The sequence below is a fragment of the Desertimonas flava genome, from assembly GCF_003426815.1.
In the GTDB taxonomy this organism is placed as follows: domain Bacteria; phylum Actinomycetota; class Acidimicrobiia; order Acidimicrobiales; family Ilumatobacteraceae; genus Desertimonas; species Desertimonas flava.
Genome location: NZ_QKYK01000002.1, coordinates 79,051 through 105,795, shown reverse-complemented (window position 1 = coordinate 105,795; position 26,745 = coordinate 79,051). Strand labels below are relative to the sequence as shown.

The 26,745-nt window shown below is 70.5% G+C and carries 25 protein-coding genes; 14 read left to right on the top strand and 11 right to left on the bottom strand.

The window, feature by feature from the left end:
- The first annotated feature begins 26 nt into the window (after positions 1-26).
- The 5 genes from DN771_RS03160 (at position 27) to DN771_RS03140 (ending at position 5,136) form a co-directional block, all read left to right on the top strand.
- A complete protein-coding gene (locus DN771_RS03160; protein WP_116995881.1) occupies positions 27-1,139 on the top strand; it encodes a sensor histidine kinase in 1,113 nt (370 codons plus the stop codon).
- A complete protein-coding gene (locus DN771_RS03155) occupies positions 1,136-1,786 on the top strand; it encodes a response regulator transcription factor (RefSeq protein WP_116995880.1) in 651 nt (216 codons plus the stop codon). The genes DN771_RS03160 and DN771_RS03155 overlap by 4 nt, the downstream gene beginning before the upstream one ends.
- A 76-nt stretch (positions 1,787-1,862) precedes the next feature.
- On the top strand, positions 1,863-2,888 hold the full coding sequence (locus DN771_RS03150; protein ID WP_116995879.1) for an ABC transporter ATP-binding protein: 1,026 nt from the start codon (positions 1,863-1,865) through the stop codon (positions 2,886-2,888).
- Entirely contained in the window at positions 2,885-3,634 is a 750-nt protein-coding gene (locus DN771_RS03145) for an ABC transporter permease (protein ID WP_116995878.1), read from the top strand. The genes DN771_RS03150 and DN771_RS03145 overlap by 4 nt, the downstream gene beginning before the upstream one ends.
- A 230-nt stretch (positions 3,635-3,864) precedes the next feature.
- Positions 3,865-5,136 carry a low temperature requirement protein A gene (locus DN771_RS03140; RefSeq protein WP_205528391.1) on the top strand — a complete coding sequence of 424 codons (1,272 nt, stop codon included), beginning with the start codon at positions 3,865-3,867 and terminating at the stop codon, positions 5,134-5,136.
- Between the two features lie 176 nt (positions 5,137-5,312).
- Here the strand turns inward: DN771_RS03140 and DN771_RS03135 are convergent, their stop codons facing one another.
- The 3 genes from DN771_RS03135 to DN771_RS03125 form a co-directional block, all read right to left on the bottom strand.
- Positions 5,313-5,549, bottom strand: a complete 237-nt coding sequence (locus DN771_RS03135; RefSeq protein ID WP_116996141.1) for a hypothetical protein — start codon at positions 5,547-5,549, stop codon at positions 5,313-5,315.
- 107 nt (positions 5,550-5,656) lie between these two features.
- Positions 5,657-6,436, bottom strand: coding sequence for a PDC sensor domain-containing protein (locus DN771_RS03130; protein ID WP_116995877.1), 780 nt, complete (start codon positions 6,434-6,436; stop codon positions 5,657-5,659).
- Positions 6,433-7,248, bottom strand: a complete 816-nt coding sequence (locus tag DN771_RS03125; protein ID WP_205528390.1) for a FadR/GntR family transcriptional regulator — start codon at positions 7,246-7,248, stop codon at positions 6,433-6,435. The genes DN771_RS03130 and DN771_RS03125 overlap by 4 nt, the downstream gene beginning before the upstream one ends.
- A gap of 158 nt (positions 7,249-7,406) precedes the next feature.
- On the opposite strand from DN771_RS03125, the gene DN771_RS03120 reads away from it, so the two are divergent.
- The 4 genes from DN771_RS03120 to DN771_RS03105 all read left to right on the top strand — a co-directional run bounded on the left by DN771_RS03120 (position 7,407) and on the right by DN771_RS03105 (position 11,774).
- Complete coding sequence (locus tag DN771_RS03120) at positions 7,407-8,564, top strand: ABC transporter ATP-binding protein (protein WP_116995876.1); 1,158 nt, start codon at positions 7,407-7,409, stop codon at positions 8,562-8,564.
- A 130-nt stretch (positions 8,565-8,694) separates the two neighbouring features.
- Positions 8,695-9,975 (top strand): extracellular solute-binding protein, encoded by a 1,281-nt coding sequence (locus DN771_RS03115; protein ID WP_116995875.1) that lies wholly within the window; start codon positions 8,695-8,697, stop codon positions 9,973-9,975.
- Positions 9,976-10,155: 180 nt separating this feature from the next.
- Entirely contained in the window at positions 10,156-10,962 is an 807-nt protein-coding gene (locus tag DN771_RS03110; RefSeq protein WP_116996139.1) for an ABC transporter permease subunit, read from the top strand.
- The gene (locus DN771_RS03105; RefSeq protein ID WP_116995874.1) at positions 10,962-11,774 is read left to right on the top strand and encodes an ABC transporter permease; all 813 of its coding nucleotides are present in this window, start codon (positions 10,962-10,964) and stop codon (positions 11,772-11,774) included. The genes DN771_RS03110 and DN771_RS03105 overlap by 1 nt, the downstream gene beginning before the upstream one ends.
- Positions 11,775-11,799: 25 nt before the next feature.
- Here DN771_RS03105 and DN771_RS03100 read toward each other — a convergent pair whose 3' ends face one another.
- Complete coding sequence (locus tag DN771_RS03100; RefSeq protein WP_116995873.1) at positions 11,800-12,429, bottom strand: TetR/AcrR family transcriptional regulator; 630 nt, start codon at positions 12,427-12,429, stop codon at positions 11,800-11,802.
- 120 nt (positions 12,430-12,549) lie between these two features.
- On the opposite strand from DN771_RS03100, the gene DN771_RS03095 reads away from it, so the two are divergent.
- The 3 genes from DN771_RS03095 (at position 12,550) to DN771_RS03085 (ending at position 15,732) form a co-directional block, all read left to right on the top strand.
- Entirely contained in the window at positions 12,550-13,134 is a 585-nt protein-coding gene (locus DN771_RS03095) for a dihydrofolate reductase family protein (RefSeq protein ID WP_116995872.1), read from the top strand.
- A gap of 50 nt (positions 13,135-13,184) precedes the next feature.
- Positions 13,185-14,624, top strand: a complete 1,440-nt coding sequence (gene pdxR / locus DN771_RS03090) for a MocR-like pyridoxine biosynthesis transcription factor PdxR (RefSeq protein WP_116995871.1) — start codon at positions 13,185-13,187, stop codon at positions 14,622-14,624.
- A gap of 79 nt (positions 14,625-14,703) precedes the next feature.
- Entirely contained in the window at positions 14,704-15,732 is a 1,029-nt protein-coding gene (locus DN771_RS03085) for an aldo/keto reductase (RefSeq protein WP_116995870.1), read from the top strand.
- Between the two features lie 143 nt (positions 15,733-15,875).
- Here the strand turns inward: DN771_RS03085 and DN771_RS03080 are convergent, their stop codons facing one another.
- The 6 genes from DN771_RS03080 to DN771_RS03055 all read right to left on the bottom strand — a co-directional run bounded on the left by DN771_RS03080 (position 15,876) and on the right by DN771_RS03055 (position 22,878).
- Positions 15,876-16,682, bottom strand: coding sequence for an ABC transporter permease (locus DN771_RS03080; RefSeq protein ID WP_116995869.1), 807 nt, complete (start codon positions 16,680-16,682; stop codon positions 15,876-15,878).
- Positions 16,679-17,881, bottom strand: a complete 1,203-nt coding sequence (locus tag DN771_RS03075; protein WP_205528389.1) for an ABC transporter ATP-binding protein — start codon at positions 17,879-17,881, stop codon at positions 16,679-16,681. The genes DN771_RS03080 and DN771_RS03075 overlap by 4 nt, the downstream gene beginning before the upstream one ends.
- 142 nt (positions 17,882-18,023) lie before the next feature.
- Complete coding sequence (locus tag DN771_RS03070; RefSeq protein ID WP_116995868.1) at positions 18,024-18,701, bottom strand: response regulator transcription factor; 678 nt, start codon at positions 18,699-18,701, stop codon at positions 18,024-18,026.
- Positions 18,702-18,792: 91 nt separating this feature from the next.
- Positions 18,793-19,950 (bottom strand): sensor histidine kinase, encoded by a 1,158-nt coding sequence (locus DN771_RS03065; RefSeq protein ID WP_116995867.1) that lies wholly within the window; start codon positions 19,948-19,950, stop codon positions 18,793-18,795.
- Between the two features lie 533 nt (positions 19,951-20,483).
- Complete coding sequence (locus tag DN771_RS03060) at positions 20,484-21,572, bottom strand: poly-gamma-glutamate hydrolase family protein (RefSeq protein ID WP_193615345.1); 1,089 nt, start codon at positions 21,570-21,572, stop codon at positions 20,484-20,486.
- A 4-nt stretch (positions 21,573-21,576) separates the two neighbouring features.
- Positions 21,577-22,878: an MFS transporter gene (locus tag DN771_RS03055; protein WP_116995866.1), complete on the bottom strand. Its 1,302-nt coding sequence runs from the start codon at positions 22,876-22,878 to the stop codon at positions 21,577-21,579.
- Positions 22,879-22,989: 111 nt separating this feature from the next.
- Between DN771_RS03055 and DN771_RS03050 the strand changes: the two genes are divergently transcribed.
- Both DN771_RS03050 and ku read left to right on the top strand, forming a co-directional pair.
- On the top strand, positions 22,990-24,555 hold the full coding sequence (locus DN771_RS03050) for a non-homologous end-joining DNA ligase LigD (protein ID WP_116995865.1): 1,566 nt from the start codon (positions 22,990-22,992) through the stop codon (positions 24,553-24,555).
- 204 nt (positions 24,556-24,759) lie between these two features.
- On the top strand, positions 24,760-25,686 hold the full coding sequence (ku, locus tag DN771_RS03045; RefSeq protein ID WP_162941470.1) for a non-homologous end joining protein Ku: 927 nt from the start codon (positions 24,760-24,762) through the stop codon (positions 25,684-25,686).
- 133 nt (positions 25,687-25,819) lie between these two features.
- Here ku and ligD read toward each other — a convergent pair whose 3' ends face one another.
- Positions 25,820-26,743, bottom strand: coding sequence for a non-homologous end-joining DNA ligase (gene ligD / locus DN771_RS03040; RefSeq protein WP_162941469.1), 924 nt, complete (start codon positions 26,741-26,743; stop codon positions 25,820-25,822).
- Between the last annotated feature and the right edge of the window lie 2 nt (positions 26,744-26,745).

Here is a 26,745-nt window from a genome sequence, read left to right as displayed (position 1 = left end):
CGTCATCGCGGTACCGTCGCCCGGTGATGAGCGGACCTGAGCGTGGCGCGGCGCTGGCCGGCATGCGCCTGCTCGCGCCGGTCGCCGCTGCGGCGAGCGTGGTCGGCGCGGCGATCGTCGACTCGGGATCGCCCGGCGAGACCGCGGTGGCCTCGCTCGGCGCGCTGTGCTGGCTGATCTGGGCCATCCGACCGACGATCGGCACCCTGGCCCCCGTCGTCGGATCGACCACGCTGGTGCTGATCGCGTTGTCGGGCGGCAAGCTCGAGCCGAGCCTGTTCATGCTGTCGGTGGCCGCGACCGTGACCGGGATGCTGGAGCTGTCGCGGTGGCGCCTCGTCCTCGCCGGGGTGGTCCTGGTGTCGGCGCCGTCGGTCGCCTCGTTCGTGGTCGACAACGAGTTGTCGACCGCCACGTGGACGGCCGGGATGATCCTGCCCATCGCCCTCACCCAGGTCTCGCGGCGCCAGGAGATGCTCTCGCTGCAACTCGCCGAGGCCCGTGCCGAACTGGCCGATCAGCGGGTGGCCGAGGAGCGCCGGCGCATCGCCCGCGACGTGCACGACTCGGTCGGCCACGGCCTCGCCGCCATGCTGTTGCACATCACCGGCGCCCGCCACGTGCTGCGGCGCGACGTCGAGTCGGCCGACGACGCCCTCGCCGAAGCCGAGGCGGTCGGCCGGCGCAGCATGCTCGAGCTGCGCCGGACGCTCGGACTGCTGCGAGCGCCGGACGTCACGACCGCCGGCCCCGCCGCCCCGGTACCCGACGCCGCCCAGCTCAGGCTGCTCGGCGTGGAGATCACCGGCGACCTCGACCGGCTCGACCCGCTGGTGGCCACGTCGATGCACCGCGTCGCCAGCGAGGCGCTGGCCAACGTCCGCCAGCACTCCAGCGGACCGCCGACCGTCGCCCGGCTCGAGATCGGCGATGATCGCGTCGTGCTCACGATCGAGAGCCCCGCCGATGCGACGTCGCCGGGCGACGCCGCCGGCACCGCATCGCGTGGTCACTACGGCATCGTCGGGATGAGCGAGCGGATGGCCGCCGTCGGCGGCGAGCTTCTCGCCGGCCCGACCCGTGACGGCTGGATCGTCCGGGCGTCGGCGCCGATCACCGGCGTGGAGGCGGCGTCGTGATCCGCGTGGCGCTGGTCGACGACCAGGCGATCGTGCGCTCGGGCCTCGTCCGCATCCTCTCCCCCGCCGACGGGTTCGACGTCGTCGCCGAGTACGACGACGGGGCCGACGTCGTCGACGCCAACCTGGGCGGCATCGATGTCGTCGTGATGGACGTGCGCATGCCCCGGATGGACGGCATCGAGGCCACGCGGCAGATCCGCGCCGCCGACGGCGCCCCGGCCGTGCTGATCCTCACCACGTTCGACGAGGACGACCTGCTGTGGTCGGCGATCGAGGCCGGGGCCGCGGGCTTCGTGCTCAAGGACACGTCGGCGGCGTCGTTGATCGCCGCCGTCGGCGCGATCGCCGGCGGCGGCGCCTGGTTCGACCCCGCCGTCGCGCCGCGGGTGCTCGACACCTACCGGCGGCTCGTCGCCCCGACCCGGCAGCGGGCACAGCGGATCGACGCCTTGACCGAACGCGAGCACGAGGTGCTCGTGCTGATGGCCCGGGGCGCCACCAACGCCGAGATCGGCGCCGCCTTGTACGTCGGCGAGGCGACGGTGAAGACCCACGTCGGCAACATCTTCACCAAGCTCGGTGCCCGCGACCGCGCGGCGGCGATCGTCTACGCCTACGACCACGGGGTGATCTCACCCGGCTGACTGCGACCGTGGGCGGACCCGACGACCGGACCGCGGCCCGATGACCGCCAGGGCCGGCCGGGCGCACAGTCGGGGCATGCCACATGACTTCCCCAACCGCAGCCCGGAGGTCCTCCAGGTCGACGGGCTCCGCAAGCGTTACGGCACCACCGAGATCGTCCGCGATCTGTCCTTCAGTGTGATCGAGGGCGAGATCTTCGGGCTGCTCGGCAGCAACGGCGCCGGCAAGACGACGACGGTCGAGATCGTGCAGGGCCTGCGCGATCGGGATGGCGGCAGCGTGTCGCTGTTCGGCCACGATCCTGCCCGAGACCGGGCCGCCCTGCGGCCCCTCGTCGGATCACAGTTGCAGTCGTCGGCGCTGCCTGATCGCCTGCGCGTCGGCGAGGCGCTCCGATTGTTCGCCCGCCTGGCCGGCGACGTGGTCGACTGGCGCCAGGTTCGCGAGCGCTGGAACCTCGCGCCGATCGAGCGGACCGCCTTCGGCGCCCTGTCGGGCGGTCAACGCCAGCGGCTGTTCCTCGCCCTCGCCCTGATCAACCAACCACGGCTCGTGTTCCTCGACGAGCTAACGCAAGGCCTCGACGCCGCCGCCCGTCGCCAGACGTGGGACCTCATCGAGGAGGTGCGCGCCGCCGGCACGACCGTGGTGCTGGTCACCCACTTCATGGACGAGGCCGAGCGGCTGTGCGACCGCATCGGCGTCCTCGACGGCGGCGCGATGCGATTCGTCGGACGCACCGACCAGTTGATCGGCGAAGTCGGCGGGCCGACCCGCATCGCATTCACCGTGCACGACCCAGGCCTGCTGGCGGGCATCGAGCGGGTGCCCGGCATCGTCGACGTCAACCTGTGGGGCGACGAGGCCGAGCTGCGGTGCACACCGTCGTCGGTGGTCGCCGTCATCGCCGCCATGCACCAGCACGGCGTCGAGCCCGACGACCTCCGGGTCGTGCGCCCGACGCTCGAGGACGCCTTCGTCGCCCTCACCACGGATCTGTCCCTCCCCTCCCTCACCATGACACCAGCAGCCACGACATCAGCAGCCACGACATCAGCAGCCACGACATCAGCAGCCACGACATCAGGAGCCGCCGCATGAGCGCCACGTTCACCCTCGCCCGCACCGAAGCCCGCCTGCTCACCAGGGAGTGGGCGACGATGATCTTCGCCTTCGTGTTCCCGCCACTGACGATGCTGATCGTCGCCGGCTCGTTCGGGTCCGATCCCGACGAGGCGTTCAACCACCTGGCGCCGGACCAGTTCTACGTCGCCGGGTACTTCGCCATCCCGATCGCCGCGATGGCGCTGATCGGCCTGCCGATGGCCCTCGCCGCATACCGCGAGCGTGGCGTGCTGCGCCGCTTCCAGGCCTTCGGTGTGCCCGGTTCGTCCGTGATCGGGACCCAGTCGCTGGTCGCCGCCGGGCTGATCGCGATCGGCTCGGCACTCGTGCTCGCCGTGGCGCTGCCCACCTACGGCATCCCCGGCGTCGAGCGTCCGCTCGAGCTGCTCGTCGGCTTCGTCACCGGCACAGCGACCATGCTGCTGCTCGGCACGGCGTGCGGCCTGACGATCGGCTCGGCCCGTGGCGCCCAGGCGTTCGGGCTCTTGCTGTTCTTCCCGATGTTCCTGCTGTCGGGCGGCGGCCCGCCGCCCGACGTGATGCCGGCGGTCATGCGCCGGCTGTCCGACGTGCTGCCGCTCACCCACGTGGTCGGGGCGATCCGTGATCCGTGGCTGGACGACGGCTCGATCGTCCTGCACCTCGTCGGCCTGGCCGTGTGGGCCGTGGTCGGGACCGCCGGCACGATCGTCGGTCTGCGCCGCCTCAACCGCTCGGCGTGAGCGACCCGGCTTGCTCGTGAGCGCAGCTGGCATCACCTGCGACGTGGCCACGGCCATTCGCCGTGGTACGCACTGGACACGAGTCGAGCCAGACGTGCAATCACTCGACAGCGGAGGGCATCGGGGAACCGGCGCGCACGACGAGCAACAGCCGGGCGCCAGCTCGGGTGCTCGCGCCGCCTACGGGCGCCGCATGCGGCACCCTCCCTGTCGTGACATGATCGCCCGTCATGCGCATGACGATCGCCCACCCGCGCGTGCCGATGGTGGGGCGCAATCCCCACGAGCCGCACCGGGCGGCGACGCCACTCGAGCTGCTCTACGACTTGACGTTCGTCGTGGCGTTCGGTGCCGCGGGGAACGAGACCGCTCACTTCTTCGCCGAGGGCCACTGGCGAACGGGCATCATCGGGTTCGGGTTCGCCATGTTCGCGGTGATCTGGGCGTGGATCCAGAGCACGTGGTTCGCGTCGGCGTACGACACCGACGACTGGATCTATCGCCTTCTCACCATGCTCCAGATGATCGGCGTGCTCGTCCTCGCGCTCGGATTGCCTCCGATGTTCGAGTCGCTCCAGCGCGGAGAGCACGTCGACAACGGGGTGATGATCCTGGGATATGTCATCATGCGCGTCGGGCTGATCGCGCTCTGGACCCGCGTCGCCCACCACGACACCGAGCGCCGCCGCTGTGCCGTCATCTATGCGACGACCTTGTTCGTCGCCCAGTTGGGTTGGATCGCCCTGCTGGTCGCGGACGTCTCCGTCGCCGTGATGTTCTCGGTCGCCGCGGTACTGGTGCTGATCGAGCTGACCGGTCCGGTCGTCGCCGAGCGGCGATACGGCGTCACGACGCCCTGGCATCCTCACCACATCGCAGAGCGGTACGGACTCTTGACGATCATCGCCCTCGGCGAGGTGATCCTCGGCACGGTGGCCGCCCTCGACGCAGTGGTGCGCGTCGATGGATGGACCGCTCAGACGGCGCTCGTCGGGCTGTCCGGCGTCGGCCTCGCGTTCGGCATGTGGTGGATGTACTTCATCATCCCGAGCGGTGATCTGTTGCATCGCTTTCGTGAACGATCCTTCGGCTGGGGATACGGGCACCTTCCGCTGTTCGCCGGCATCGCCGCGACAGGCGCCGGCCTCCACGTCGCAGCGCTGCACATGGAGCATGCGGCACATATCGGACCGGTAGCCCTGGTCCTCACCACAGCGGTGCCACTCGGCATCTACGTGCTCTGCCTCTACTCGCTCTACACCGCGATCACTCGGGAGCTCGACCGTTTCCACCTGGTGCTCGTCGCGGTGACGGCGGTGATCATCGCCGCCTCCATCGTGATGGCCGCTGCGGGTGCGCCGCTGGCGACGTGCCTTGTCGTGCTGACGTTGGCCCCCGCCGTCACCGTCGTCGGGTACGAGCTCGTCGGTCACCGGCACCGGTCCGAGATGCTCGCTCGCGCCGGGGTCGCCTCGGCGGACGGAGAGGCAGTCTCGACCTGATGGGCTAACGACTGGGCCGACCGGCCCGTCACGTCTGGTGTGGCGCGATCGGTGAACGGCCGGGCGTCTCGGAGCCGGCCTCGTCCGGCCGTACAACTCGTCGACTTCGATGTCGCCGAGGGGCGCCCAGCAGCCCGCCGGGCCCGAACGGCTTGACCGGCCGATCCCCGAGAGGGTCAATCGTTGGGCAGGGCCGCGAAGTCGCGCTTGGCGGCCTTGTACCACTTCATCCCCGACCACGGTCGCTTCCAGCGGCCCTTCATGTCGGCGAGTGCCTGCTCGTGGGCCCGGTCGCCTGCGGCGACGATCTCCTTCAGGTGCCGATCCTGGGCCTGGATCACGTCGTCGGCCGACTCGCCGTGATGGGCCAGCTCGCACGGGCCGCCGAGCTGCTTGCATGTCATCGTCTTCATGCGATCGACCATACGGATGAGCCGCGGCAGCTGCTTCTCGATTCCTGACCGATGCGCGGCGCGGGGAGGTAACAGATGGTGCCTGGCACCATCTGTTACCGATCGAGTCAGCGGCGGATGGCGAGGGTCCAGCCCCCGACATCGAGGCCGTCACCGGTCACCGGGACCACGGCCTGCCAGTCGGCATCACCCGGCGCCGGTACGGCGGGCAGCTTCTCGCCGCTGATCCACGTGGCATCGTTCGACGTGATGACCCGGCGCTGGCTGTTGACGAGCACCGCCGGTGCGGCGATGCGACGCAGCGGGGGCAGGAGCATCGACTCGAAGCGCGAGAGGGCGACGTCAGCAGCGGCGACACCGAGCACGAGCGGCGCGCCGCCGGGCCCGGCGACGACGACGGGATCGCTGAACGTCATCACGCACACGTCGGCACACGCGAGGTCGATCAGCGGACCGGCGATGCAGCGCCGCTGCTCACCGGTGGCGACATGGAACCACTCCTTGGCGTAATAGTCGTAGCAGTCGGCGGTGCCCGGCTCGACGTTGAGGATGAGCGGCTCGTACGTGCCCGGACCGGTCGCCGACGGGGCGGCCGCGCCCCGGTTCCACCACTCGAGGTGGCGACGGACTCCCGACAGGGCGTGCTCGCACATCACGTAGCCGGCGCTGTCGACCACCCGGTGGGCGTCGAGCTGGGCGAAGATGTCACCTTGGAACGCGGTCACGTCGTCGGGCGTCATCGGTCCCGACCCGTCGGCCCACGCGTTCTCCATGGCCATCGCCATCGAGCGCAGGCCACCGAACACCTTGCCGATGGCCACGTCGAGGTCGGCGACGCACGCCGCGACGTCGGCAGCAGCCACCGACTGGGAAACCCACGCGGTCACGAATCGCTCAGTTCGAGGTGAGCACCGATGAGCCAGCGGACGTTCTGACGGGTGCGCTGCTCGGCCAGATCGCGGGCGGCGAGCGCATCCTCGTCGGCCACGGCATCGGCGATGCGATGGAGGTCGGCGGCGACCTCGGCGGGGTCGAGCGGGCTCTCGGTGGACGTCCAGAGCAGCTCGCCCGATTCGGCCTGCAGCCGCACCTCGGCGCGGGTGAGGCGTGCGGACTGCGACGCCAGGGCGAGCTCGATGCCGAAGCGGCTGTTGGCCCGGACGCGCTGGACGACGTCGCCGGCGGCGGCGAGGTCGTCGGCGAGCGCCCGGAGGTGGGCGACCTCGTCGTCGGAGGCCCGGGCCGCAGCGAACCGCGCGGCGGCGCCCGACACCGCTGTCCACTCGTCGCCCAGGTCGCGCAGCTCGACGACGCTCAGCTCGCGCAGCCGATCGCGTAGCCGGTCGGTGGGCGGCGCGGCGGGACCGACGACGAACGAGCCTCCGTTGCGGCCTCGCCGGGTCTCGACGAGTCCCTTGCGGCGCAGCGTGGCGAGGGCATCGCGCAGCGTCACCGTCGACACGCCGAGCTGACCGGCGAGCGTGCTCTCGGCGGGCAACTGCTCACCGACGGCGAACAGACCGAGGTTGATCGCGTCGGCGAGCTGCCGGCTGACGGTCTGGGCGAGGTAGTCGGCGGCGACCGGGACCAGCAGGTTGGCGCCCCGAGCCGGTGGGGTGGTGCTCGAGGTACTGGTGGATGGCGCCGACATCTCGGGCGCGACGTTACCGCGCAGCGTCTGCCGCCGCGACGGCGTCACGGCGGGAGCATCCGGCACAGGGTCGGCCCGTTCACGCGGCGTTCACGTCCTCGGATTGACGGTAAACATCTGGAATCATATGATTTGTCTCGCCGTCCGTCGAGGGGGGACGGCCGACGGAACATCAACGGCGCGGACGACGGTCGTTCCGCCCACACATGCGCTCTGGGAGGCGTCCTCTGACCGTGAACCACGCTGCGACTGCGGGGGACACCCCGGCGATCCAACTCGTCGGTCTGTCGAAGCACTTCGGTGACTTCGTCGCGGTCGACCGGATCGACCTGACGATCGCCAACGGCGAGTTCTTCTCCCTGCTGGGCCCGTCGGGCAGCGGCAAGACGACCGTGCTGCGGATGATCGCCGGCTTCGAGCTGCCCACCGCCGGTGCCGTGCTGCTCGAAGGCGTCGACGTCACCCGCGACGCCCCGTACGAGCGTGACCTCAACACGGTGTTCCAGGACTACGCCCTGTTCCCCCACATGAACGTGATGCGCAACGTGGAGTACGGCCTCAGGGTCAAGCGCGTCGGTCGAGCCGAACGCCGCCGGCGGGCAGGCGAGATGCTCGAGGCGGTGCGACTGTCGCAGTTCGCCGGGCGCAAGCCCCACGAGCTGAGCGGCGGCCAGCGTCAGCGCGTCGCCCTCGCCCGTGCCCTCGTCAACCGCCCGAAGGTGCTGCTGCTCGACGAGCCGCTCGGCGCCCTCGACCTCAAGCTGCGTGAGGAGATGCAGACCGAGCTCAAGGCGATCCAGCGCGACGTGGGCATCACGTTCATCTTCGTCACGCACGACCAGGGCGAGGCGCTGTCGATGAGCAACCGCATCGCCGTGTTCAACCACGGCCGCATAGAACAGGCCGACGAGCCGCGCCGCATCTACGACCACCCGACCACGACGTTCGTCGCCACGTTCGTCGGGACGTCGAACCTGCTCACGGCCGAACAGTCACGCACACTCCTCGGCGTCAACGCCACCCACGCCCTGCGGCCCGAACGCATCCGCCTCGGCGGCGAACCTCCCGCTCCCGGTGAGACCTCTGTCGCCGGAACGATCAGCGACATGCAGTACCTCGGCTCCGAGTGCCGCGTCCGCCTCGAGCTCGCCGATGGCCACCACCTCGTCGCCGCCGTGTCCGCCGACGCCGCCCTCGACCTGTCACTCGGCGCCACCGCCACCGCGGCGTGGGCCGCCAACGCGGCGTACGTGGTCACCGACACCGGCACCGCCGTCGAGACGGTGGAGGGCGACCGCCCCGAACCCGACGGCGACGACGACGACGTAGACGTGCCCCCGGCACTCGGCGTCAACGTGCCGTGACCGTCAAGAGCTCCATCCACACCAACCTCCAACACCAACCTCCAACACCAACCTCCAACACCAACCTCCAACACCAACCTCCAACACCAACCACCAACAGCAACCACCAACAAGCGAGAAGGTGACACCCATGAGCATTCGTAGAAGCCGACGGCTGACGGCGGTCCTCGCCGGCGGCCTCGTCGTCGCCGCCGGGGGCGCCAACGCCCTCGCCACGGCCCCACCGGCGACCGAACCTGCCGGCACAGAAGCAGCCGGCACAGAACCAGCCGGCACGGAGGCCCCGGCCGGATCGGCCGCCGACCCGGCGGCCGAGGGGTACTACTGGACACCCAACGAGGAGCTCCTCGCCGGCGCCGAGGGACAGGTGAACATCATCTCCTGGGCCGGCTACGTCGAGGACGGGTCCAACGATCCGTCCGCCGACTGGGTCACGCCGTTCGAGGACATCACCGGATGTGCCGTGAACAACACGTTGGGGCCCACCAGCGACGAGATGGTCCGCCTGATGCAGAGCGGCGAGTACGACGGGGTGTCGGCGTCGGGTGACGCGACCGAGCGCCTCATCGCCGGTGGCGAGGTCGGCCCGATCGACGTCAGCCTGTTCAGCAGCTACGAGCAGATCTTCGAGGACCTCAAGCTGCAGCAATGGAACTCGGTCGACGGCGAGCCCTACGGGATCCCGCACGGTCGCGGCGCCAACCTGCTGGTGTTCAACACGGAGACCTTCGCCGATGCCGCCCCGGACTCGTGGGGCATCATGTTCGACGGCGGCACCGATGCCGACGGGACGATCTCGGTGTACGACAGCCCGATCTACATCGCCGACGCCGCCCTGTACCTGATGGCGACGCAGCCCGACCTCGGGATCACCAACCCCTACGCCCTCGACCAGACACAGTTCGACGCGGCGATCGCCCTGCTCGAACAGCAGAGCGAGATCGTCGGCCAGTACTGGGGCGATTACGCCGTGCAGGTGGAGTCGCTGATCGGCGGCACCGTGCTCGCCGGGACCACGTGGCAGGTCATCGTCAACGTCGCCCAGGGCGAAGGCGCGACCATCGACGCCGTCAAGCCCGTCGAGGGGGCGACCGGCTGGTCCGACACGTGGATGGTGTCGGCCCAGGCCGCCAACCCCAACTGCATGATGCTGTGGATGGACTGGATCACCTCGCCATGGGCCAACGCCCAGGTCGCCGAGTGGTTCGGCGAGGCGCCGAGCAACGCCGAGTCGTGCGCCCTCACGGCGGTGCCCGATCACTGCGACATCTTCCACGCCACCGAGACGGAGTACTGGGAGGACGTCTGGTACTGGACGACGCCGACCACCGAGTGCCGTGACGGCCGGACCGACGTGGAGTGCCTCGCCTACCCGGCGTGGATCGAGGCGTGGGCCGAGCTGCGGTCCTGACCGAACGTGGCCGTCCACCGTCGTCTATCCCCCACGTCAGCGTGAGGTCATGAGCCGGTGACGGCTGTGGTCACCACCGCCGGGGAGGTCGCGACGCGGCCTCCCCGGCGGGCCAACCCCGTGCGCCGTTCCCTGAACCGCGCCTACCGCCGATCGCGCGCCCTGGCAGTGGTCACCCTCATGAGCCCCGCCGTCGTGCTGTTGGTGCTCATCTACATTGTCTCGCTGGCCTTGCTCGTGTTCGCCGCGACCAAGAAGGTCGACGACTTCACGTTCCAGCCGACCAACGAGACGACGACGGACTACGTCCGCACGGCGTTCACCAACTGGAAGTTCGTGTGGGTGGTGATCCGCAGCGCGCTGGTCGCCCTCACCGTCACGGGGCTCTGCTTGGTCATCGGTCTGCCCGTGGCGTTCTACATCGCCAAGATCGCCAAGCCGTGGGCCCGCCGCGGCCTGATCGTCGCCGTGCTGATGCCGCTCTGGGCCGGCTACCTCGTCAAGGGCTACGCCTGGCGTGCCCTCCTCCGGCCGGCCGGGCAGGGCAGCGACGGTGGCTTCTTCAACTCCGTGTTCGGATTCACGCCCGGCTACAGCATGACCGCGGTCATCCTCGCTTTGACCTACCTCTGGCTGCCCTACATGGTGCTGCCGATCTACTCGGGCCTCGAGCGCCTGCCTCCCTCGCTGCTCGACGCCGCCGGCGATCTCGGCGCCAAGCCGGGCCGCACGTTCGTCGACGTGATCATGCCGATGCTCGTCCCGTCGATCGCCGCCGGCAGCATCTTCACGTTCTCGCTGTCGCTCGGCGACTACATCACCCCGCGGCTCGTGACCGACGGGAACTTCACGATGATCGGCAACCTGATCAGCAACACGCTGACGTCGAACCAGCCGCTCGCCGCGGCGTTCACGCTCTGGCCGCTCATCATCATCGTCGTCTACCTGCTGGCCATGAAGCGCGCCGGCGCCTTCGAGAGTTTGTGATGAGGTTCTCGTTCCTCACCCGGCTGACGTTGCGGACGTGGATGATCGTCACGCTCGTGTTCCTCTACGTGCCGTTGGTCGTGGTCGCCATCTTGTCGTTCAACACCGCCAATTCGTTGTCGTGGCCCCCGAAGGGGTTCACGTTCGACTGGTGGAACGAGACGTTCGCGCTGAAGGGCGACAACAGCCCGCGTTCGGCGCTGTGGACGTCGGTGAAGATCGCCCTCACCGCCACGGCGATCGCGCTCGTCATCGGCACGCTGGCGGCGATCGCCATGCAGCGGTACCGGTTCTTCGGCAAGAGCGTTTTCTCGTTCGTTTTCGTCCTGCCGATCGCCCTGCCCGGCATCGTCACCGGTATGGCGCTGCAGAATGCGTTCAAGCGCCGGATCGACATCGGCCCGATCGACTTCAGCCTCGGGCTCGGTTACCGATCGCTCGTCGTCGCCCACGCAACGTTCTGTGTCGTGATCGCCTACAACAACGTCATCGCCCGGCTCCGCCGATCGGCCCCGAACCTGCTCGAGGCGTCAGCCGATCTCGGGGCCGACGGCATGCAGACGTTCCGCTACGTGACGTTCCCGCTGATGCGGTCGGCACTCGTCGCCGGTGGCCTGCTGGCGTTCGCCCTCAGCTTCGACGAGATCGTCGTCACCACGTTCACGGCCGGGTCGGGCGTGATGACGCTGCCGCAGTGGATCCTCGGTGCGATCGCCCGCCCCAACAACGTGCCCCAGGTGAACGTGATGGCCACGTTCGTGATGCTCGTGTCGATCCCCGTCGCCTGGCTGGCCCAGAAGCTCAGCGAGTAGCCGGCTGGCCCGACTCCCCGGTCGGTCAGCGCCGACGCGCTCGTCGGGGAGCGTGTGCTGCGAGGAACGTCGCGACGGCGGCGTCGACGTGCGCATCGAGCTCGGCGGGACTCGGCGCCTCGCCCAACATCATCGCCGCGTTGATCGGCCCAGCGAGGACGAGCCAGTTGAGCTGAGCCGCCGCCTCCACCGAGTCGGCGACCGTCAGCCGGCCACTCGCCGCGAGGTCGTCAAGACGTTCGGCGAGCGCCCGCATCGTTCGTTCCGGCCCCAGCTCGTGGAACGCTCTCGCCAGGTGCGGGAAACGATTGGCCTCGCCGATCACCAACCTGCGCACCTGGAGCACGCGCGGCTGGAGCACGGTCGTCAGCAGTTGCCGCGCCAAGACCGTGAGGTCGGCGCGCAGGTCCCCGCTGCGCAACGACGACATCACGAGCTGCTCGACCGGATCGCTGGCCGCACGGACCGTGGTGTCGACGAGCTCGACGAACAAGGAGTCCTTGTCGGCGAAGTGCTTGTACACCGTCTGTTTCGACACAGCGGCTGCGGCAGCCACGGCGTCCATGCTCGTGCCGGCGTATCCCTGGGCCAGGAACAGCTCGATCGCCGCGTCGAGGATCGCCTTGCGCTTCCGCCCGGATCGGCCTTCGGGCATTGGTCCGGTGGCCGCGGTTGCCGTGTCAGATCCTCCAGCGATGGCCGACACAGTACTGGACCGTTCGGTTCCGACGCCGGTACAGTACTGGACGGTCTAGTTCTGAGGAGGACGGCAGACATGGGGACACTGACGGTCATCGAGTTCGTCACCCTCGACGGGGTGATGCAGGGCTTCGGCTCGCCGGACGAGGATCGCCGCGGTGGCTTCGACCTCGGTGGGTGGGGAGCGCCATACCTCGACCACGCCCAGGCCGATGCGGCGAACGAGGGGGTGCGCTCCACGGACGCCTACCTGTTCGGGCGCTGGACGTACGAGAAGATGGCGGAGTTCTGGCCCCACCAGCCCGACGACAACGCACTGGCTGCGCACCTCAACACGACACCGAAGCATGTGGTGACGCGCACGCTCACCGACCTCAGCTGGTCCGGTGCCCGCGTGCTCGCCGGCGAGCTGGGCCCTGCGGTCCAGCGCCTCAAGGACGACGTCGGCGGCACCGTCGCCGTGCTCGGCAGCGGGGACCTCGTCCAGCAGCTGATGGCCATGGACCTGGTCGACGGCTACCGACTGTTCCTCCACCCCCTCGTCCTCGGGCGGGGCACGCGGCTGTTCCGCTCACCGGCGCAGACGCAACGGCTGCGACTCGTCGATGCGACACCGACGTCGACCGGTGTCCTGATGCTCTCCTACGAGCGAGCGCAGTAGCGCGCCGCAGCGGCCGGGGTGACGCGTCCGGTGCCGGTACCCTCGATGCGGTGCGCATCCCGCTCGATCGGTCGGGCGTCGTCCCGCTGTGGCGGCAGATCGAGCGGTTCATCCGGGCCGAGATCGAGTCCGGGGCGCTCCCGGCCGGCACCAGGATCCCGTCGAGCCGTGCGCTGGCCACCGCCCTGCGCGTGAGCCGGATCACGGTCGACAACGCCTACCTGTCGCTGGCGACCGACGGACTCGTCGTCGCGTCGCCGGGCCGCGGAACGTTCGTCGCGTCCATCGGCCCGCCACGACCGTTGGCCGAGCCCGCCCACTGGCCGGTGTGGCAGCAAGCCATGACCGCCGGTGCCGCGTCCACAGACGCCGCTGACGTCGAGCCTCCCCCCGACGTGATCTCGTTCACCGGGGTCGGCGACCCGCGGCTCTTCCCGACCCGGGAGATCGCCCTGACCATCGGCGACGTCATCCGCGCGGACGGCGCCGACGCCTTCACGTACGGCGACGGCGCCAACGGCCATCGGCCCCTGCGCCAGACCGTCACGCACCTCCTCGCCAGCCAGGGCGTCCACACCACTCCCGATCGCGTGGTGATCACATCCGGTTCCCAGCAAGCCCTGTTCCTCGCCTGCTCGGCGCTGCTCCAGCCGGGCGACACCGTCGTCGCCGAGCAGCCCACCTACGACCACGCGCTGGCGCTGTTCGACGCCCTCGGCGTGGGGGTCGTGGGCGTCGACGTCGATACCGACGGCATGGACGTCGACGGGCTCGAGGCGACGGTCATCGAGCACGGGCCGAAGCTCATCTACACGATCCCCACGTTCCAGAACCCGACCGGAGCGTCCTTGTCGACCGCGCGCCGGCAGCGGCTGGTCGACCTGGCTCGGGCCCACGACATCCCGATCGTCGAGGACGACTTCGTCGGCGACCTGCGCTACGAGGGGCGAGCCCAGGCGCCGCTCAAGGCGCTCGACGAGCGGGGCGACGTGCTCTACATCGGCTCGTTCTCCAAGATGCTGATGCCCGGCATCCGCGTCGGGTACCTCGTGGGCGACGGCCCGATCGTCGATCGGGTCAGCGCCCTCAAGCGGGCCACCGACCTGTCGACGTCGAACCTGATGCAACGGGTGCTCGACCGCTACCTCACCGTCGGCCGCTACCAGACGCACCTGCGGCGCAGCATCCGCTCCTACCGGCAACGACGCGACGCGATGGTCGCCGCCCTCGGCCGTCACACGCCGGACATCGCCCTCACCGCTCCGGCCGGTGGTCTCTTCCTGTGGGCGACCCTGCCCGATGGCGTCGGCGCGACCGCCTTGCGAGCCGCCGCGATGCGGCGCGGCGTCGACGTCACGCCCGGCACGCGGTTCTACGCCGACCCCTCGCTCGGTGAGCGCAACGTCCGGCTCAACTTCGCCGCCCGCGACGAGCAGCAGATCGACACCGGGGTCGCGCGGCTCGCCCGGGCGATCGCCGACCTGCGCTGACCGTCCGACGAGTGGCCTGGTCATTTCCGGCCCCGCCTGGCCCTACCCAGCCGAACGGGGCCGCCGTACCGTCGGCCGCATGAGCGCACCTGCCACGAACGTCGTCCCGCCCCGCCGGCTCGGCCCGTCCGACATCACCGTCGGCGCCCTCGGGCTCGGCTGCTGGGCCATCGGAGGGCCTTGGTCGTTCGGCGGCAATCCGGCGGGCTGGAGTGAGGTCGACGACGACGAGTCGATCCGGGCGATCCACCGGGCCCTCGAGCTCGGCGTCACCCTCTTCGACACCGCGGCCAACTACGGGGCGGGACACAGCGAACGGATCCTCGGCCGGGCGATCGCCGGCCATCGTGACGAGGTCGTGATCGCCACGAAGTTCGGGTACGCCGTCGACGAGGCCGGGCGGAGCGTCGTGCACTACGACGCCGACGAGAACACGAGCGACGTCGCCGCCCGGGTGCGCGACGACCTTCACGCCAGCCTGCGCCGGATCGACACCGACCACGTCGACATCTACCTCCTCCACGTGGGTGGGCTCGAGGTCGGGCGAGCGCTGGAGGCCCGGGAGGTGCTCGAGCAGCTCGTCGACGAGGGGTCGATCGGCACCTACGGATGGAGCACCGACCGGGTCGATGCGTTCGAGACGTTCGCCGGCGCACCCCATTGCGGTGTCGTCGAGCAGCAGCTCAGCGTGCTCGACGACATCGGCGCCGAGCTGTTGGCCACGTGTGAACGCCTCGGGCTGGCCAGCCTCGTCCGCGCGCCCCTCGGCATGGGACTGCTCACGGGGAAGTTCGCCCCGTCGACGACGTTCTCGTCCGACGACGTCCGCAGCATCGCCGCCTGGCACCCGGGGTTCCGCGACGGCCGGCCGACGGCCGAATGGCTCGATCAGCTGGCCCGCGTGCGCGACGTGCTCACGGCCAGCGGCCACACGCTCGCACAGGGAGCGTTGGCGTGGCTGTGGGCGCGCAGCCCGAACACCGTGCCGATCCCGGGATTCAAGAGCGTCGCCCAGGTCGAGGAGAACTGTGGCGCCCTGACCAAGGGACCGCTGTCGTCCGACCAGGTCGCCGAGATCGACCGCCTCCTCGATCGCAACGGTCGCTGACCGAGGACAGGCGACCGGCATCGGGCGCCGGCGCAGCGAACCCTCAGGACCTCGACCGCGGACGTGGCCCTGGCTGTGTCGACGCGACCGAGGCCCGGGAGCGACGTTCGTCGCATCCCGGGCCTCGGCCGTTGGGGGGATCGTCAGGCCGTCACGTCTCGGCGCTTGAGGACCACGCCGATGACGGCCACGCAGACCGCGGCGTAGACGCCGAGGGTGGCGAGCGCCGTGCCGGTGGACAGGGCGTCGGGGGCGTCGGGCTGGGTCAAAGAGCGCAGCACGAGGCCGGGGAACCAGCGTTCGGCGAACTCGCGGTTCTCGCCGATCACGTTCTCGATCGGGCCGAACCACAGCAGGCCGATGCCCAGGGCCACCGGCGTGGACTTGACGAGGACGGCGATCGTCGTGCCGATCAGGGCGTACATGACGACGAAGGCGACGAGCCGGCCGTAGTCCTCGACGGCGGCGGTGAAGGCGGCACCGTCGAACCAGCCGTCGGTCGAGATGTCCTGCGTCGGCGCGTAGATCGCCGACGTGAGGGCGCCGATCGCGAGGCCGGTGAGCATCAGGATCGACGCCACCGTGACGCGGGCGCCGAGCTTGCCGGCGATCAAGGCCGAGCGGTTGGGCTGGCGGGTCAGTGCCGACCGCAAGGTGCCTCGGCCGAACTCGTTGCCCGTGCTGCTGGCGAAGGCGGCGAGCACGAGGATCGAGCTGAACGCGATCGAGAACACGACGGCGGCCGTGGCGCCGCCCGAGCCGACGAGCGACGACAGGGCGAATCCGACGTTGTCGCCGCCGACGACGTCCTCGGCGGTGGCGAGCGTGACGATGGTGGCGAGGACGGTGAAGGCGACGGTCGTCGCCCCCATGACCATCCACATCCGGCGGCGGTTGAGGAGGATCCATTCGGACCGGTACGAGTTGACGATGTTGACGATGGCGCTCATGACGCTGCTCCGTTCTGTTGCGTTCCCCGGCCACGCAGGCTGCGTGAACGGTGGGCTCCGCTAGCGCTCCGCCCACCTGTACCGCTCGAACCTCGGGACGCTCGTGGCGCTCGCTGTACGGGCACGCCGGCGGCCTCGGACGGCGCGATCCGCCCGATGCCGTTGTTGACGAGGTTGAGGTAGCGGGCCTCGAGGTCGGCCTGGCGGTGGTGGAGCTCGGTGAGGACGATGCCGGCCGCGTGCGACCGGCGGTTGATCTCGCCGGCGAGCCGGCGGACCTCGTCCTTGCCGACGTCGGTGTCGAGCGTGACGACCACCGTGTCGTCCACGGTGTCGGTGGGCAGGTTGGCCGAGCCGACGATGACGGCGAGATCGGCGAGACGCATGGCGTCGTCGGGGCGCACGACGAGCGTGTCGGCGGTGCCGCCCAGCGAGGCCGGCGTGCCGAGGTGGACGAGCCCGCCCCGATCGAGCACGATCAACCAGTCGCACACCTGCTCGAGCTCGCTCAGCAGGTGCGACGACACGAGGACGGTCCGCCGGGAGCCCGTCCCCGACCGGTCCCGGGCGCCGGAGATCTCGCGGATCAGGTTGCGGATGTCCTGCATGCCCATCGGGTCGAGGCCGTTCGTCGGTTCGTCGAGGATCACGAGGTCGGGGTCCCCGAGCAGCGAGGCGGCGATGCCGAGGCGCTGCTTCATGCCGAGCGAGTACGACCCGTAGCGGTCGCCGCCGCGGCCGGTCAGGCCGACGACGTCGATCAGGCCGTCGATCTCGGCGCGTCGGTCTCCGAAGCCGCCGAGCACGGCCAGCGAGCGGAGGTTGTCCACACCGGACACGCCGGGGTGGAAGGCGGGGCCCTCGATGAGGGCACCGACCCGGCTGAGGTAGTCGGCCCGGTGAGCGATCGGGGCGCCGAGCACCGTGGCGTCGCCGCTGGTCGGGCGGACGAGCCCGAGCAGCATCGCCATGATCGTCGTCTTGCCGGCGCCGTTCGGGCCGATCAGCCCGGCGACGGTGCCGGACGGAATGCTGAACGACACGTCGTCGACGGCGGTGCGGGATCCGTAGCGCTTGGTGAGCCCGTCGACGACGACGGCGTCGGTGCCAGACGGGGAAGGGGTCGGAGCGGGCGATGAGCGATGAGGCCGTGGAGCGACCTCATCGCTCATCGCGTCGGGAGTGATCGTCGTGGTCATGGTTCCACGGTGCGCCTCGGCGGCGCTCTCGTCGTCGCCCCCACGTGGAGATCGCCCCTACGTCAGGTGTTGAGCCGGTCCACCGAGAATCCGATTCTCAGCCGTCTGTGGTTGCACGAATGCAACCACAGCAGCACCGGAGTCAGTCGCGATGCGGGATGCTGGCCAGGCCGTTGCGGTAGGCGAAGACCACCAGCTGGGCCCGGTCGCGCGCGTTGAGCTTGGTCATCGCCCGGCTCACGTGCGTGCGCACGGTGGCGTTGCTCACCACCCAGCGCTCGGCGATCTCGTCGTTCGACAGGCCCTCGGCGACGAGGGCGACGACCTCGCGTTCGCGGGCGGTCAACAGGTCGGCGAGGCGGGACGCCTCGCCCGACGCCACGGCCGCGACGGGCGCATCGGCGAAGGCGGCGATCAACCGGCGTGTCACGCTCGGCGACAGGAGCGCCTCGCCGTCGGCGACCACGCGCACGGCCCGGATCAGCTCGGCCGGCTCGGTGTGCTTGACGAGGAACCCGCTGGCGCCGGCCCGCAACGCCTCGTACACGTACTCGTCGAGCTCGAACGTCGTCAGCACCAGCACCTTGACGTCGGCGAGGTCGTCGCGCTCGGCGATCTGCTTGGCGGCGGTCAGGCCGTCGACGCCGGGCATGCGGATGTCCATCAGCACGACGTCGGGGTGCAGCTCGGCACAGCGTGCGACCGCCGACTCGCCGTCACCCGCCTCACCGACGACCTCGATGTCGTCCTCGGCGTCGAGCAACGCCCGGAACCCCGTACGCACCAAGACCTGGTCGTCGGCCAACACCACACGGATCATCGTCGCTCCCCTGGCTCGTGTTCGTCGCCCGCCCACCGATCTGACGGGACGCGCCCGGCACATCCCGTCAGATCGCACCGCGATGGTGCGGTCACGTCCGGTCTCCCCACACGGCCCGCACGCTGAAGCCACGGCGGGGCGGCGAGCGGACGCCGGCATCGAGCGTGCCGCCGGTCGACTCGACCCGCTCGCGCATGCCGGCGAGGCCGAGGCCGAGCCCCGGGGCGACGGCCGGTCGCGAGCCGTTCACCCGAGTGCCCCCGTCGTCGACCACCGTCACCGACAGGGCGCCCGGCCCGGCGATGCGGACGCTCACCGCCACCTCGGCGGCGGGGCCGGCGTGACGTCGTGTGTTGCTCAACGACTCCTGCACGACTCGGTACGCCGCCGTCCCCAGCGACGGCGGCACCAGCGACGGGTCGCCCTCGACGGAGCAGGTGACCGTCAGGCCGTCCGCTCGGGATCGCTCGACCAGCTCGTCGAGCCGATCGAGACCGGCCATCGGTGCACGTGGCGCGTCACCCTCGTCGCGTCGCAACGCGCCGAGGATCGCTCCGAGCTCGTCGAGCACGTCACTGCTCGCCTGGCGGATCGCCTCGAGCGCCGAACGCGCCTGCTCCGGACGGCGGTCGAGCAGATGGGCGGCGACACCGGACTGCACGTTGATCGTGGCCATGGCGTGGGCGACGCTGTCGTGCAGGTCGCGGGCGATGCGCAGGCGTTCGTCGGTGATCGCTTGCTGCTCGGTAAGCGCTCGCCGCTCCCGTTCGGCAGCCAGCCGCTCCGCCCGAGCCGCGGCAACCTGTCCGGCGAAGACGGCGGCGACCACCCAACCCGTGCCGATGATGCCCGCCGCGCCGAGATGACCGTCGCCGATCGCCTGGCCGATCACCACCGCCGACGCGAACGCGCCGCCCACCCACCACACGAGCGGTCTGGCCACGCGGTAGCCGAGGAACGCCGCGGCGATCGGGCCCGGGAGCAGCGCCGGGCCGCCGGGGTACCCGCGGACGAGGTACACGAACATCGCCGTTCCCACGGCGGCGACCATCGGCAAGGTGAACCGCCGCCAGACGACGAGCGACGCGCCGGCGATCACCCCGCACGCGACGGCGAGGGCGTCGATCGCTCGCTCCGCGTCCTCCTGCTCGATGTGCAGCGTCCCGGCGAGGATGACGGCGACGACGACCGCCGCCAGGCCGACGTCAGCCCAGCGGATGCCCAACCAGCGCGCGCGGTCGTCGTCCATGACCTCGATGGTAGGAACCTCGCCGGCCCGCGGTCATCAGCATGGCGTGGATTCGCGGCTACGCCCGATGTTGAGCCCACCCGATCGGGTCCCCACCGACACGGCGGAGCCGACCTGGCGGTTGGTGCCAGGGCGGCGAGCGGAAAGGGCGTGCGAGGCGCAGGGCCGTCCACTGGTCGCCGTCCCAACCGGAGGGTACATACCGGACGCTTCGGTGGGGTATTTACCCTCCCGTTCGCACGTGGCGGTGACCGGCCACCCGGCCCGCCCGACCGGAGGGCAAATACCGGACGCTTCGGTGGGGTGTTTACCCTCCCGTTCGTCCCTGAGGTGTCCCCGCGGCGACAGAGTGCCCGGGAGCACGCGCGGAGAGTGCCATCCACCGGTCGTGCGTAGGGCCCGTGCTCTCGTGACGGGAACACCCATGTACCCGACGGGGAGGTCACCGTCATGATCCACATCACCCACCGCCTCACCAACAACCACATGCCTTCTCCGCTAACCCTCCAGGCACCAACCGTCAGGTCGCCGCGTCAGGGCCAGGTGGTCGCTGCAGCCGCCAGGGCGTCGACGAGCGCCCGGGTCGGCGGCGACAGGCCGTCGGGGCCTTTCGGCGGGCTCAGCGGGGAGAGCCCCCGCACCCGCGGAGGCAGCTCGATCTGCACGCCGTGGCCCGCCGGCACGTTGACCGGATTGCGCTCGTGCAGGCCGCGCAACGCGGCCGGGATGGCGTGAATGTCGGTGACCACGTCGTACTCCTCCAGCGCCACGGAGAGGTGCTGCCCGACGTGGTCGGCAAGGTCGCGGTTGCGGCCGCCGAGCAGGATCGAGCGCCAGTGACCGACCCTCCCGAACCCGTGCACGGACACGACGACCTCGACGTGCCCGAGGAAGCTGGCGAGCGTCGGTGAGTCGGACGGGACGTACGCCGTGGAGGACAGATGGACGTCGATCGTGTCGGGGTAGAGCACGCCGTAGTACGACGCGCCGGCCGCCTCGGCCGCCCGGCGCGCCACGCCGTCGGTCATCGCTTCGAGCGAACCGCCGTGGATGGCCATGAAGCCGAACGGGGACCGCAACGCCGACTCCTCCACCACGCCGGGCACTTCGAGCAGCTCGGCGAGGCTCGCCGGAGCGCCGGCGGTCGAGCCGGCGTCGGGCACCCGCCGGCCGGCGCGCCGCCACGCCGTCAGGTAGTCGAGCCACTCGGCGGGCAGCCCGGCGCCACGGGCCGCAGCGATCACGATGTCGAGGACCGCCGGCGATGGAGGCCCGGGATCGGGGTCGTGCTCGACCAGCGCCAGTGCCGGCACCGAGGACCCGTCGGCCGTCGCCACGCCGACGACCGACAGCGGGTCCCGGTCGACCGGGACCACCACGCCCGAGTCCTCGCGCCGGACGGGCTCGGTCGCGGCGCCGGAGCCCGGGGCTGCGTCGAAGCCGGCGGGCGCACCGGACCCGCCGGACCGACCGCCGACGAGGATGCCGTGGATCGTCCGGCCGGCGAGCGGCACGGCCACGGCCCGGCCGGCGTCCGTCCACATCCACATGTGGTCGACGAGAGTGGCCGGTTCGCCGTCGGCATCCACCATGTCGGTGCCGAAGGCGAAGTACGGCGGCATCGCCTCAGTCTGCCGCCGTGGCCAGGACGGGCACGACGTCGGGTTCGGCGCTCCGTCCACCGCGCATCACCAACGCCATACCGGCGGCGACGACGCAGAGCGTGCCCGCGGCGTACCACGCCACGTCGTACGAGCCGAGCTGATCGCGCGACAGGCCGGCGAGAGCGGCGATGATGCCGGCACCGATCTGATGGGACGCCAGCACCCAGCCGAACACGATCGAGCCGTCCTCGCCGAAGTGCTGCCGGCAGAGGGCCACCGTCGGCGGCACCGTCGCCACCCAATCGAGACCGTAGAAGACGATGAAGAACAGCATCGGCGGACGCACGTCCTCGGCGAACAGCAGCGGCAGGAACATCAGCGACACGCCCCGGCCGGCGTAGTACACGATGAGCAGTAGTCGCGAGTCGATGCGGTCGGTCAGCCAGCCCGACGCGATGGTGCCGGCGATGTCGAACACACCGATGACGGCGAGCAGGCCTGCGGCCGTCGTCGTGGCCATCCCGTGGTCGTGGGCGGCCGGGATGAAGTGCGTGCCGATGAGGCCGTTGGTGGACGCCCCGCAGATGGCGAACGTGCCGGCGAGCAGCCAGAACATCCGCGTGTGCATCGCCTGCCCGAGCACTCGAACGGCCCGCCGCCCGGCACACGAGTTCGCCGCCGCGGTGGCCGCCACGGCCATCGCGGCGACGTCGTCGTCATCGGCGCCGTAGGCGGTGGTGCCGACGTCGGACGGGTGGTTGCGCAGGAGCCACAGCACGAAGGGCACGACGGACAAGGCGGCGATGGTGACCGTGAGCGACACCGCCTTCCAGCCCACGTTGTCGGCGAGGTAGGCGAGGATCGGCAGGAAGACGAGCTGACCCGCCGCACCGCCAGCGGTCAGTACCCCCGTGACGAGGCCCCGTCGCCTCACGAACCACCGGTTGGTCACCGTGGCCACGAAGGCGAGGGCCATCGATCCGGTGCCGAGGCCGACGATGACGCCCCAGCAGGCGATCAGCTGCCACGGCTGTCGCACGAAGATCGTGAGCCCACTGCCGATGGCGACGAGCGTGAGGGCGTTGGCGACGATGACCCGCATGCCGAAACGCTCCATCAGCGCGGCTGCGAACGGCGAGGTGAGGCCGTAGAGGATGAGGTTCACCGAGACGGCCGCCGAGATCGTGCCGCGCGACCACCCGAACTCGTCGCGCAGGGGATCGATCAGCACACTGGGCGCGGCCCGAAACGACCCGGCCCCGAGGAGCGCCACGAAGGCGATGACCGCCACCCACCACGCTCGATGGATGCGGCGCAACCCCATCCCGCAAAGCGTAGCTGGGTTCGTTCGTCGAACTCACTGGGGTTCCGGGCGGTCCGAGCTCGCGTGGCATCCTCCACGATCGAGCTGCCGATCGCAATCTAGGGTCGGGCCATGGCCGCCGGGTCGCGCAATCCTCTCGCCAAGTACGACGCGATGCGTGACTTCGACGCCACGCCCGAGCCTCCGGGTCGTGTCGCCGGCAGCGTGGACGGTCGGCGCCGGTTCCTCGTACAGCGCCATCGCGCCCGGCGCCTCCACTACGACTTCCGCATCGAGGTGGACGGGGTGCTCGTCAGCTGGGCAGTGCCCAAGGGCCCGAGTCTCGATCCGGCCGCCAAGCGCATGGCGATGAAGACCGAGGACCATCCCTACGCCTACGGCTGGTTCGAGGGGATCATCCCGAGCGGCTACGGACAGGGCGACGTGATCGTGTGGGACGACGGCTGGTGGGACCTCGACCCCGAGTATCCCGACCAGGGCGATCCGGCCGAGGCGATCGCCGGGGGCGAACTCAAGCTGGTCCTCGTCGGACGCAAGCTGCGCGGCCGCTTCGTGATCCTGCGCACCAAGGGCCGCAAGGACTCGTCCGGCGACCCGTGGCTGCTGATCCACAAGAAGGACGACGACGCCGTGAGTGGCTGGGACGCCGAGGACCACCCCGTCTCGGTGCTGAGTGGGCGCACCAACGACGACGTCGTGGAGTCCCGGCCCGGGCGCTGGACCGCGGCCAGTGACGAGGAGCTCGCCGACCTCGCCGAGCTGCCGGCCAAGGGCGGCGACTGGCGGATCCGCGGGGTGAAGGCGACGATCACCAATCTCGACAAGGTGATGATGCCGGGGCGCGACGGCGGGCCGCCGATCACCAAGCGCGACATCATCGCCTACTACGCCACCGTGGCCCCGTGGATGTCGATGAGCCTCAGCGGGCGGCCGATCAACCTCAACCGCTATCCCGACGGCATCGACTCGAAGAAGGGCGGCTTCTACCACAAGGCCGTCCCCACCCACGCGCCGCCGTGGGTGCGCCGCTGGCCGCGACCCGACGCCGATCCGGGCGAGGTGGTCGAGTACCTGATGATCGACGGGGCGGCGTCGCTGGTGTGGGCGGCCAACTTCGCCGGCTTCGAGATCCACCCGTGGACGTCGACCGCGGCCTCGCACGACGAGCCGTCGTACGCGCTGATCGACATCGACCCCGGCGACGACACGACGTGGGAGGAGACGCTCACCCTCGCCCGCCTCTACCGGGTGGCGATGGACCAGCTCGGCTTGGTCGCCCGGCCCAAGGTCACCGGCAAGCGCGGCATCCAGGTGTGGGTGCCGGTACGGCCGGGGTACTCGTTCCGCGAGACGGCCGACTGGGTGGAGGCGGTATCGAAGACGGTCGGTGGTGTGGTGCCCGATCTGGTGAGCTGGAAGTGGCGCAAGGGCGACCGCCGGGGCAAGGCCCGGCTCGACTACACGCAGAACGCCGTGAACAAGACGCTCGTCGCGCCGTACAGCATCCGCCCCGCCCCCGGCGCGCCGGTGTCGGTGCCCTTGGAATGGGACGAGCTCGACGACCCCGACCTGCGCCCCGACCGCTGGACGATCCACACGGTCCTCGACCGCCTGCGCTCGATCGGCGACCCCTTCGACGCCCTCGTCGGCGTCCGTCAGGACCTCCCCGACCTCTGACGCCGTTCCGGCCCGGGCCCCGGCCCCGGCCCCGGGCAGGAACGGGAGGGTATTTGCCCACCCTCTCGACCGGAGGGTAGATACCGGACGCTTCGGTGGGGTATGTACCCTCCGGTTGCGTCCCATCGCCGCTTGGAGGTGGGTGAATACCCTCCGGTCGCGGTGCGCAGGGCTGCGGAGGCAACCGTGACTACGCTGGTCGTCATGCCTCGTCCGGTCTGGACCGGGTCGATCTCGTTCGGCATGGTCGCCATTCCGATCCGGCTCGTCCCTGCGGTCCGCAAGAAGTCGATCTCGTTCAACCAGCTCGACGAGCGCGACCAGTCACGGATCCGCTACCGCAAGGTCAACGAGGCCACCGGCGAGGAGGTCCCGTCCGAGCACATCGTCAAGGGCTACGACCTCGGCGCCGCCACGTACGTGCTGGTCACCGACGACGATCTGGCGCCGCTGGCCCCCGCCAAGTCGAAGGAGATCGACCTCGAGACGTTCGTCCCCGAGGCCGACGTCAACCCGCTGATGTTCGACTCGTCCTACCTCGTCCTGCCCGACAAGAACGCCAAGCCCTACGCCCTGCTCGCCGACGCCATGGCCGACTCCGGCCGGGTGGGCATCGGCCGCTTCGTGATGCGACAGAAGGAGTACCTGGCGGCGATCCGTTCCGACGGCAAGCACCTCACCCTCTCCACGCTCGTGTTCCCCGACGAACTGGTGGAGCCCGACTCGATCGACGAGTTCGACGAGCTCGACGGCGTCGACGTGTCGGACAAGGAACTGAAGATGGCCAAGGGCCTCGTCGACGCGCTCAGCGACGACTTCCAGCCCGAGCTGTACACCGACGAGTACCGCCTCGCCGTCGAACAGATCATCGAGCAGAAGGCGGCCGGCATCACGCCGACGTTCGAGGATGCGCCCGAGCCGAAGGCGACGGTGATCGACCTTGCTGCGGCCTTGGAGGCGAGCCTCGCCGAGGCCCGCAAGGCCAAGGAACGCCACCCGTCGGGGTCGTCGGGCGAGGAGTCGGCGAAGAAGCCGGCGAAACGCACCGCCAAGAAGGCGACCCAGCCGGAGCTGGACGAGGACGAGGAGTCGGCGACGGCCAAGCCGCGGGCCCGCCGCAAGTCCGCCTGACGGTCGCCGCGACAACCCCTCACACACGGCGCGCCGCTGGAACCCCGCCCTGGCGTTGGCCAGGGCAGCCGCCACACACCGGTCGTCAGGCGCAGCCGCTGACGGACTCGCCGGGGCGGACCGACCACCGCCACTATTCGCGTACGACGTCGCGCGGGTCCTTGTCGTCGCGGAGCCCGAGGAAGGACGGAGCACGGATGCCGCCGCCGTCGGTCCACTCGGCGAAGCTCACCTGAGCGACGAGCTCGGGGCGGACCCAGCGCAGCATTGGCCGGCCGGGCAGCTTGGGCACCGTCGTGAACGGGCAGACGTCGGTGGCGAGCGGCCGCAGCCGGGCGAGCACTGCGTCGAGCGTCGAGTCGTCGAATCCCGTGCCGACGGCGCCGACGAACCGCAGGCCGCCGTCGGGCTCGTACACGCCGACCAGGAGCGAGCCGAACGTGCCCGAGCGATTGCCCTCGCCCACCTTGTAGCCGCCGACCACCATCTCCTGCTCGTACCGGTACTTGACCTTCACCCACGACGACGTCCGCCGCCCGGGCAGGTACACCGAGTCGGTGCGCTTGACGATCACGCCCTCGTAGCGCTGCGCCTTCGTCACCGCGACCATCGCGTCGAGATCGTCGGTGACCGGCGTGATCGACACGCTGCCGCGCCCCGTGACCGACGATTCGAGCAGCTCCCGCCGCTCGTGCCACGGCACGTCGACCAGCACGGTGTCGCCCAGTGACAGCAGATCGAAGACCACGAACGAATGGGCCCGGTCGGCCCGGCCGACGGCTTGGAACGAATGGCGTCCGTCGTCGCCGTAGGCGATCACCTCGCCGTCGAGGATGGCGTCGCCGTCGACGGCGTTCCGCACTGCCGTCACGAGCCACGGCCACTGCTGCGTGCGCGGCTTGCCCGTGGAGCTGACGATGTCGATGCGGTCGCCGACCACCCGTGCGATCGCCCGGTGGCCGTCCCACTTCGGCTCGGCGACCCAGCCCGACGGGTCCGACGGCATCCGTCCGTTCGTGGCCTTCATCGGCGCCACCGGCCACACCAGTCGTTCCATCG

Coding starts and splice junctions, on each gene's coding strand:
- DN771_RS03110 (WP_116996139.1), top strand. CDS start 10,156: ATGAGCCCCGCCGTCGTGCTGTTGGTGCTCATCTACATTGTCTCGCTG.
- DN771_RS03085 (WP_116995870.1), top strand. CDS start 14,704: ATGAGCGCACCTGCCACGAACGTCGTCCCGCCCCGCCGGCTCGGCCCG.
- DN771_RS03095 (WP_116995872.1), top strand. CDS start 12,550: ATGGGGACACTGACGGTCATCGAGTTCGTCACCCTCGACGGGGTGATG.
- DN771_RS03140 (WP_205528391.1), top strand. CDS start 3,865: ATGCGCATGACGATCGCCCACCCGCGCGTGCCGATGGTGGGGCGCAAT.
- DN771_RS03055 (WP_116995866.1), bottom strand. CDS start 22,878: ATGGGGTTGCGCCGCATCCATCGAGCGTGGTGGGTGGCGGTCATCGCC.
- DN771_RS03050 (WP_116995865.1), top strand. CDS start 22,990: ATGGCCGCCGGGTCGCGCAATCCTCTCGCCAAGTACGACGCGATGCGT.
- DN771_RS03070 (WP_116995868.1), bottom strand. CDS start 18,701: ATGATCCGTGTGGTGTTGGCCGACGACCAGGTCTTGGTGCGTACGGGG.
- DN771_RS03160 (WP_116995881.1), top strand. CDS start 27: ATGAGCGGACCTGAGCGTGGCGCGGCGCTGGCCGGCATGCGCCTGCTC.
- DN771_RS03075 (WP_205528389.1), bottom strand. CDS start 17,881: ATGACCACGACGATCACTCCCGACGCGATGAGCGATGAGGTCGCTCCA.
- DN771_RS03120 (WP_116995876.1), top strand. CDS start 7,407: ATGCGCTCTGGGAGGCGTCCTCTGACCGTGAACCACGCTGCGACTGCG.
- DN771_RS03065 (WP_116995867.1), bottom strand. CDS start 19,950: ATGGACGACGACCGCGCGCGCTGGTTGGGCATCCGCTGGGCTGACGTC.
- DN771_RS03150 (WP_116995879.1), top strand. CDS start 1,863: ATGCCACATGACTTCCCCAACCGCAGCCCGGAGGTCCTCCAGGTCGAC.
- DN771_RS03105 (WP_116995874.1), top strand. CDS start 10,962: ATGAGGTTCTCGTTCCTCACCCGGCTGACGTTGCGGACGTGGATGATC.
- DN771_RS03135 (WP_116996141.1), bottom strand. CDS start 5,549: ATGAAGACGATGACATGCAAGCAGCTCGGCGGCCCGTGCGAGCTGGCC.
- ku (WP_162941470.1), top strand. CDS start 24,760: ATGCCTCGTCCGGTCTGGACCGGGTCGATCTCGTTCGGCATGGTCGCC.
- DN771_RS03080 (WP_116995869.1), bottom strand. CDS start 16,682: ATGAGCGCCATCGTCAACATCGTCAACTCGTACCGGTCCGAATGGATC.
- DN771_RS03145 (WP_116995878.1), top strand. CDS start 2,885: ATGAGCGCCACGTTCACCCTCGCCCGCACCGAAGCCCGCCTGCTCACC.
- DN771_RS03100 (WP_116995873.1), bottom strand. CDS start 12,429: ATGCCCGAAGGCCGATCCGGGCGGAAGCGCAAGGCGATCCTCGACGCG.
- ligD (WP_162941469.1), bottom strand. CDS start 26,743: ATGGAACGACTGGTGTGGCCGGTGGCGCCGATGAAGGCCACGAACGGA.
- DN771_RS03060 (WP_193615345.1), bottom strand. CDS start 21,572: ATGCCGCCGTACTTCGCCTTCGGCACCGACATGGTGGATGCCGACGGC.
- DN771_RS03115 (WP_116995875.1), top strand. CDS start 8,695: ATGAGCATTCGTAGAAGCCGACGGCTGACGGCGGTCCTCGCCGGCGGC.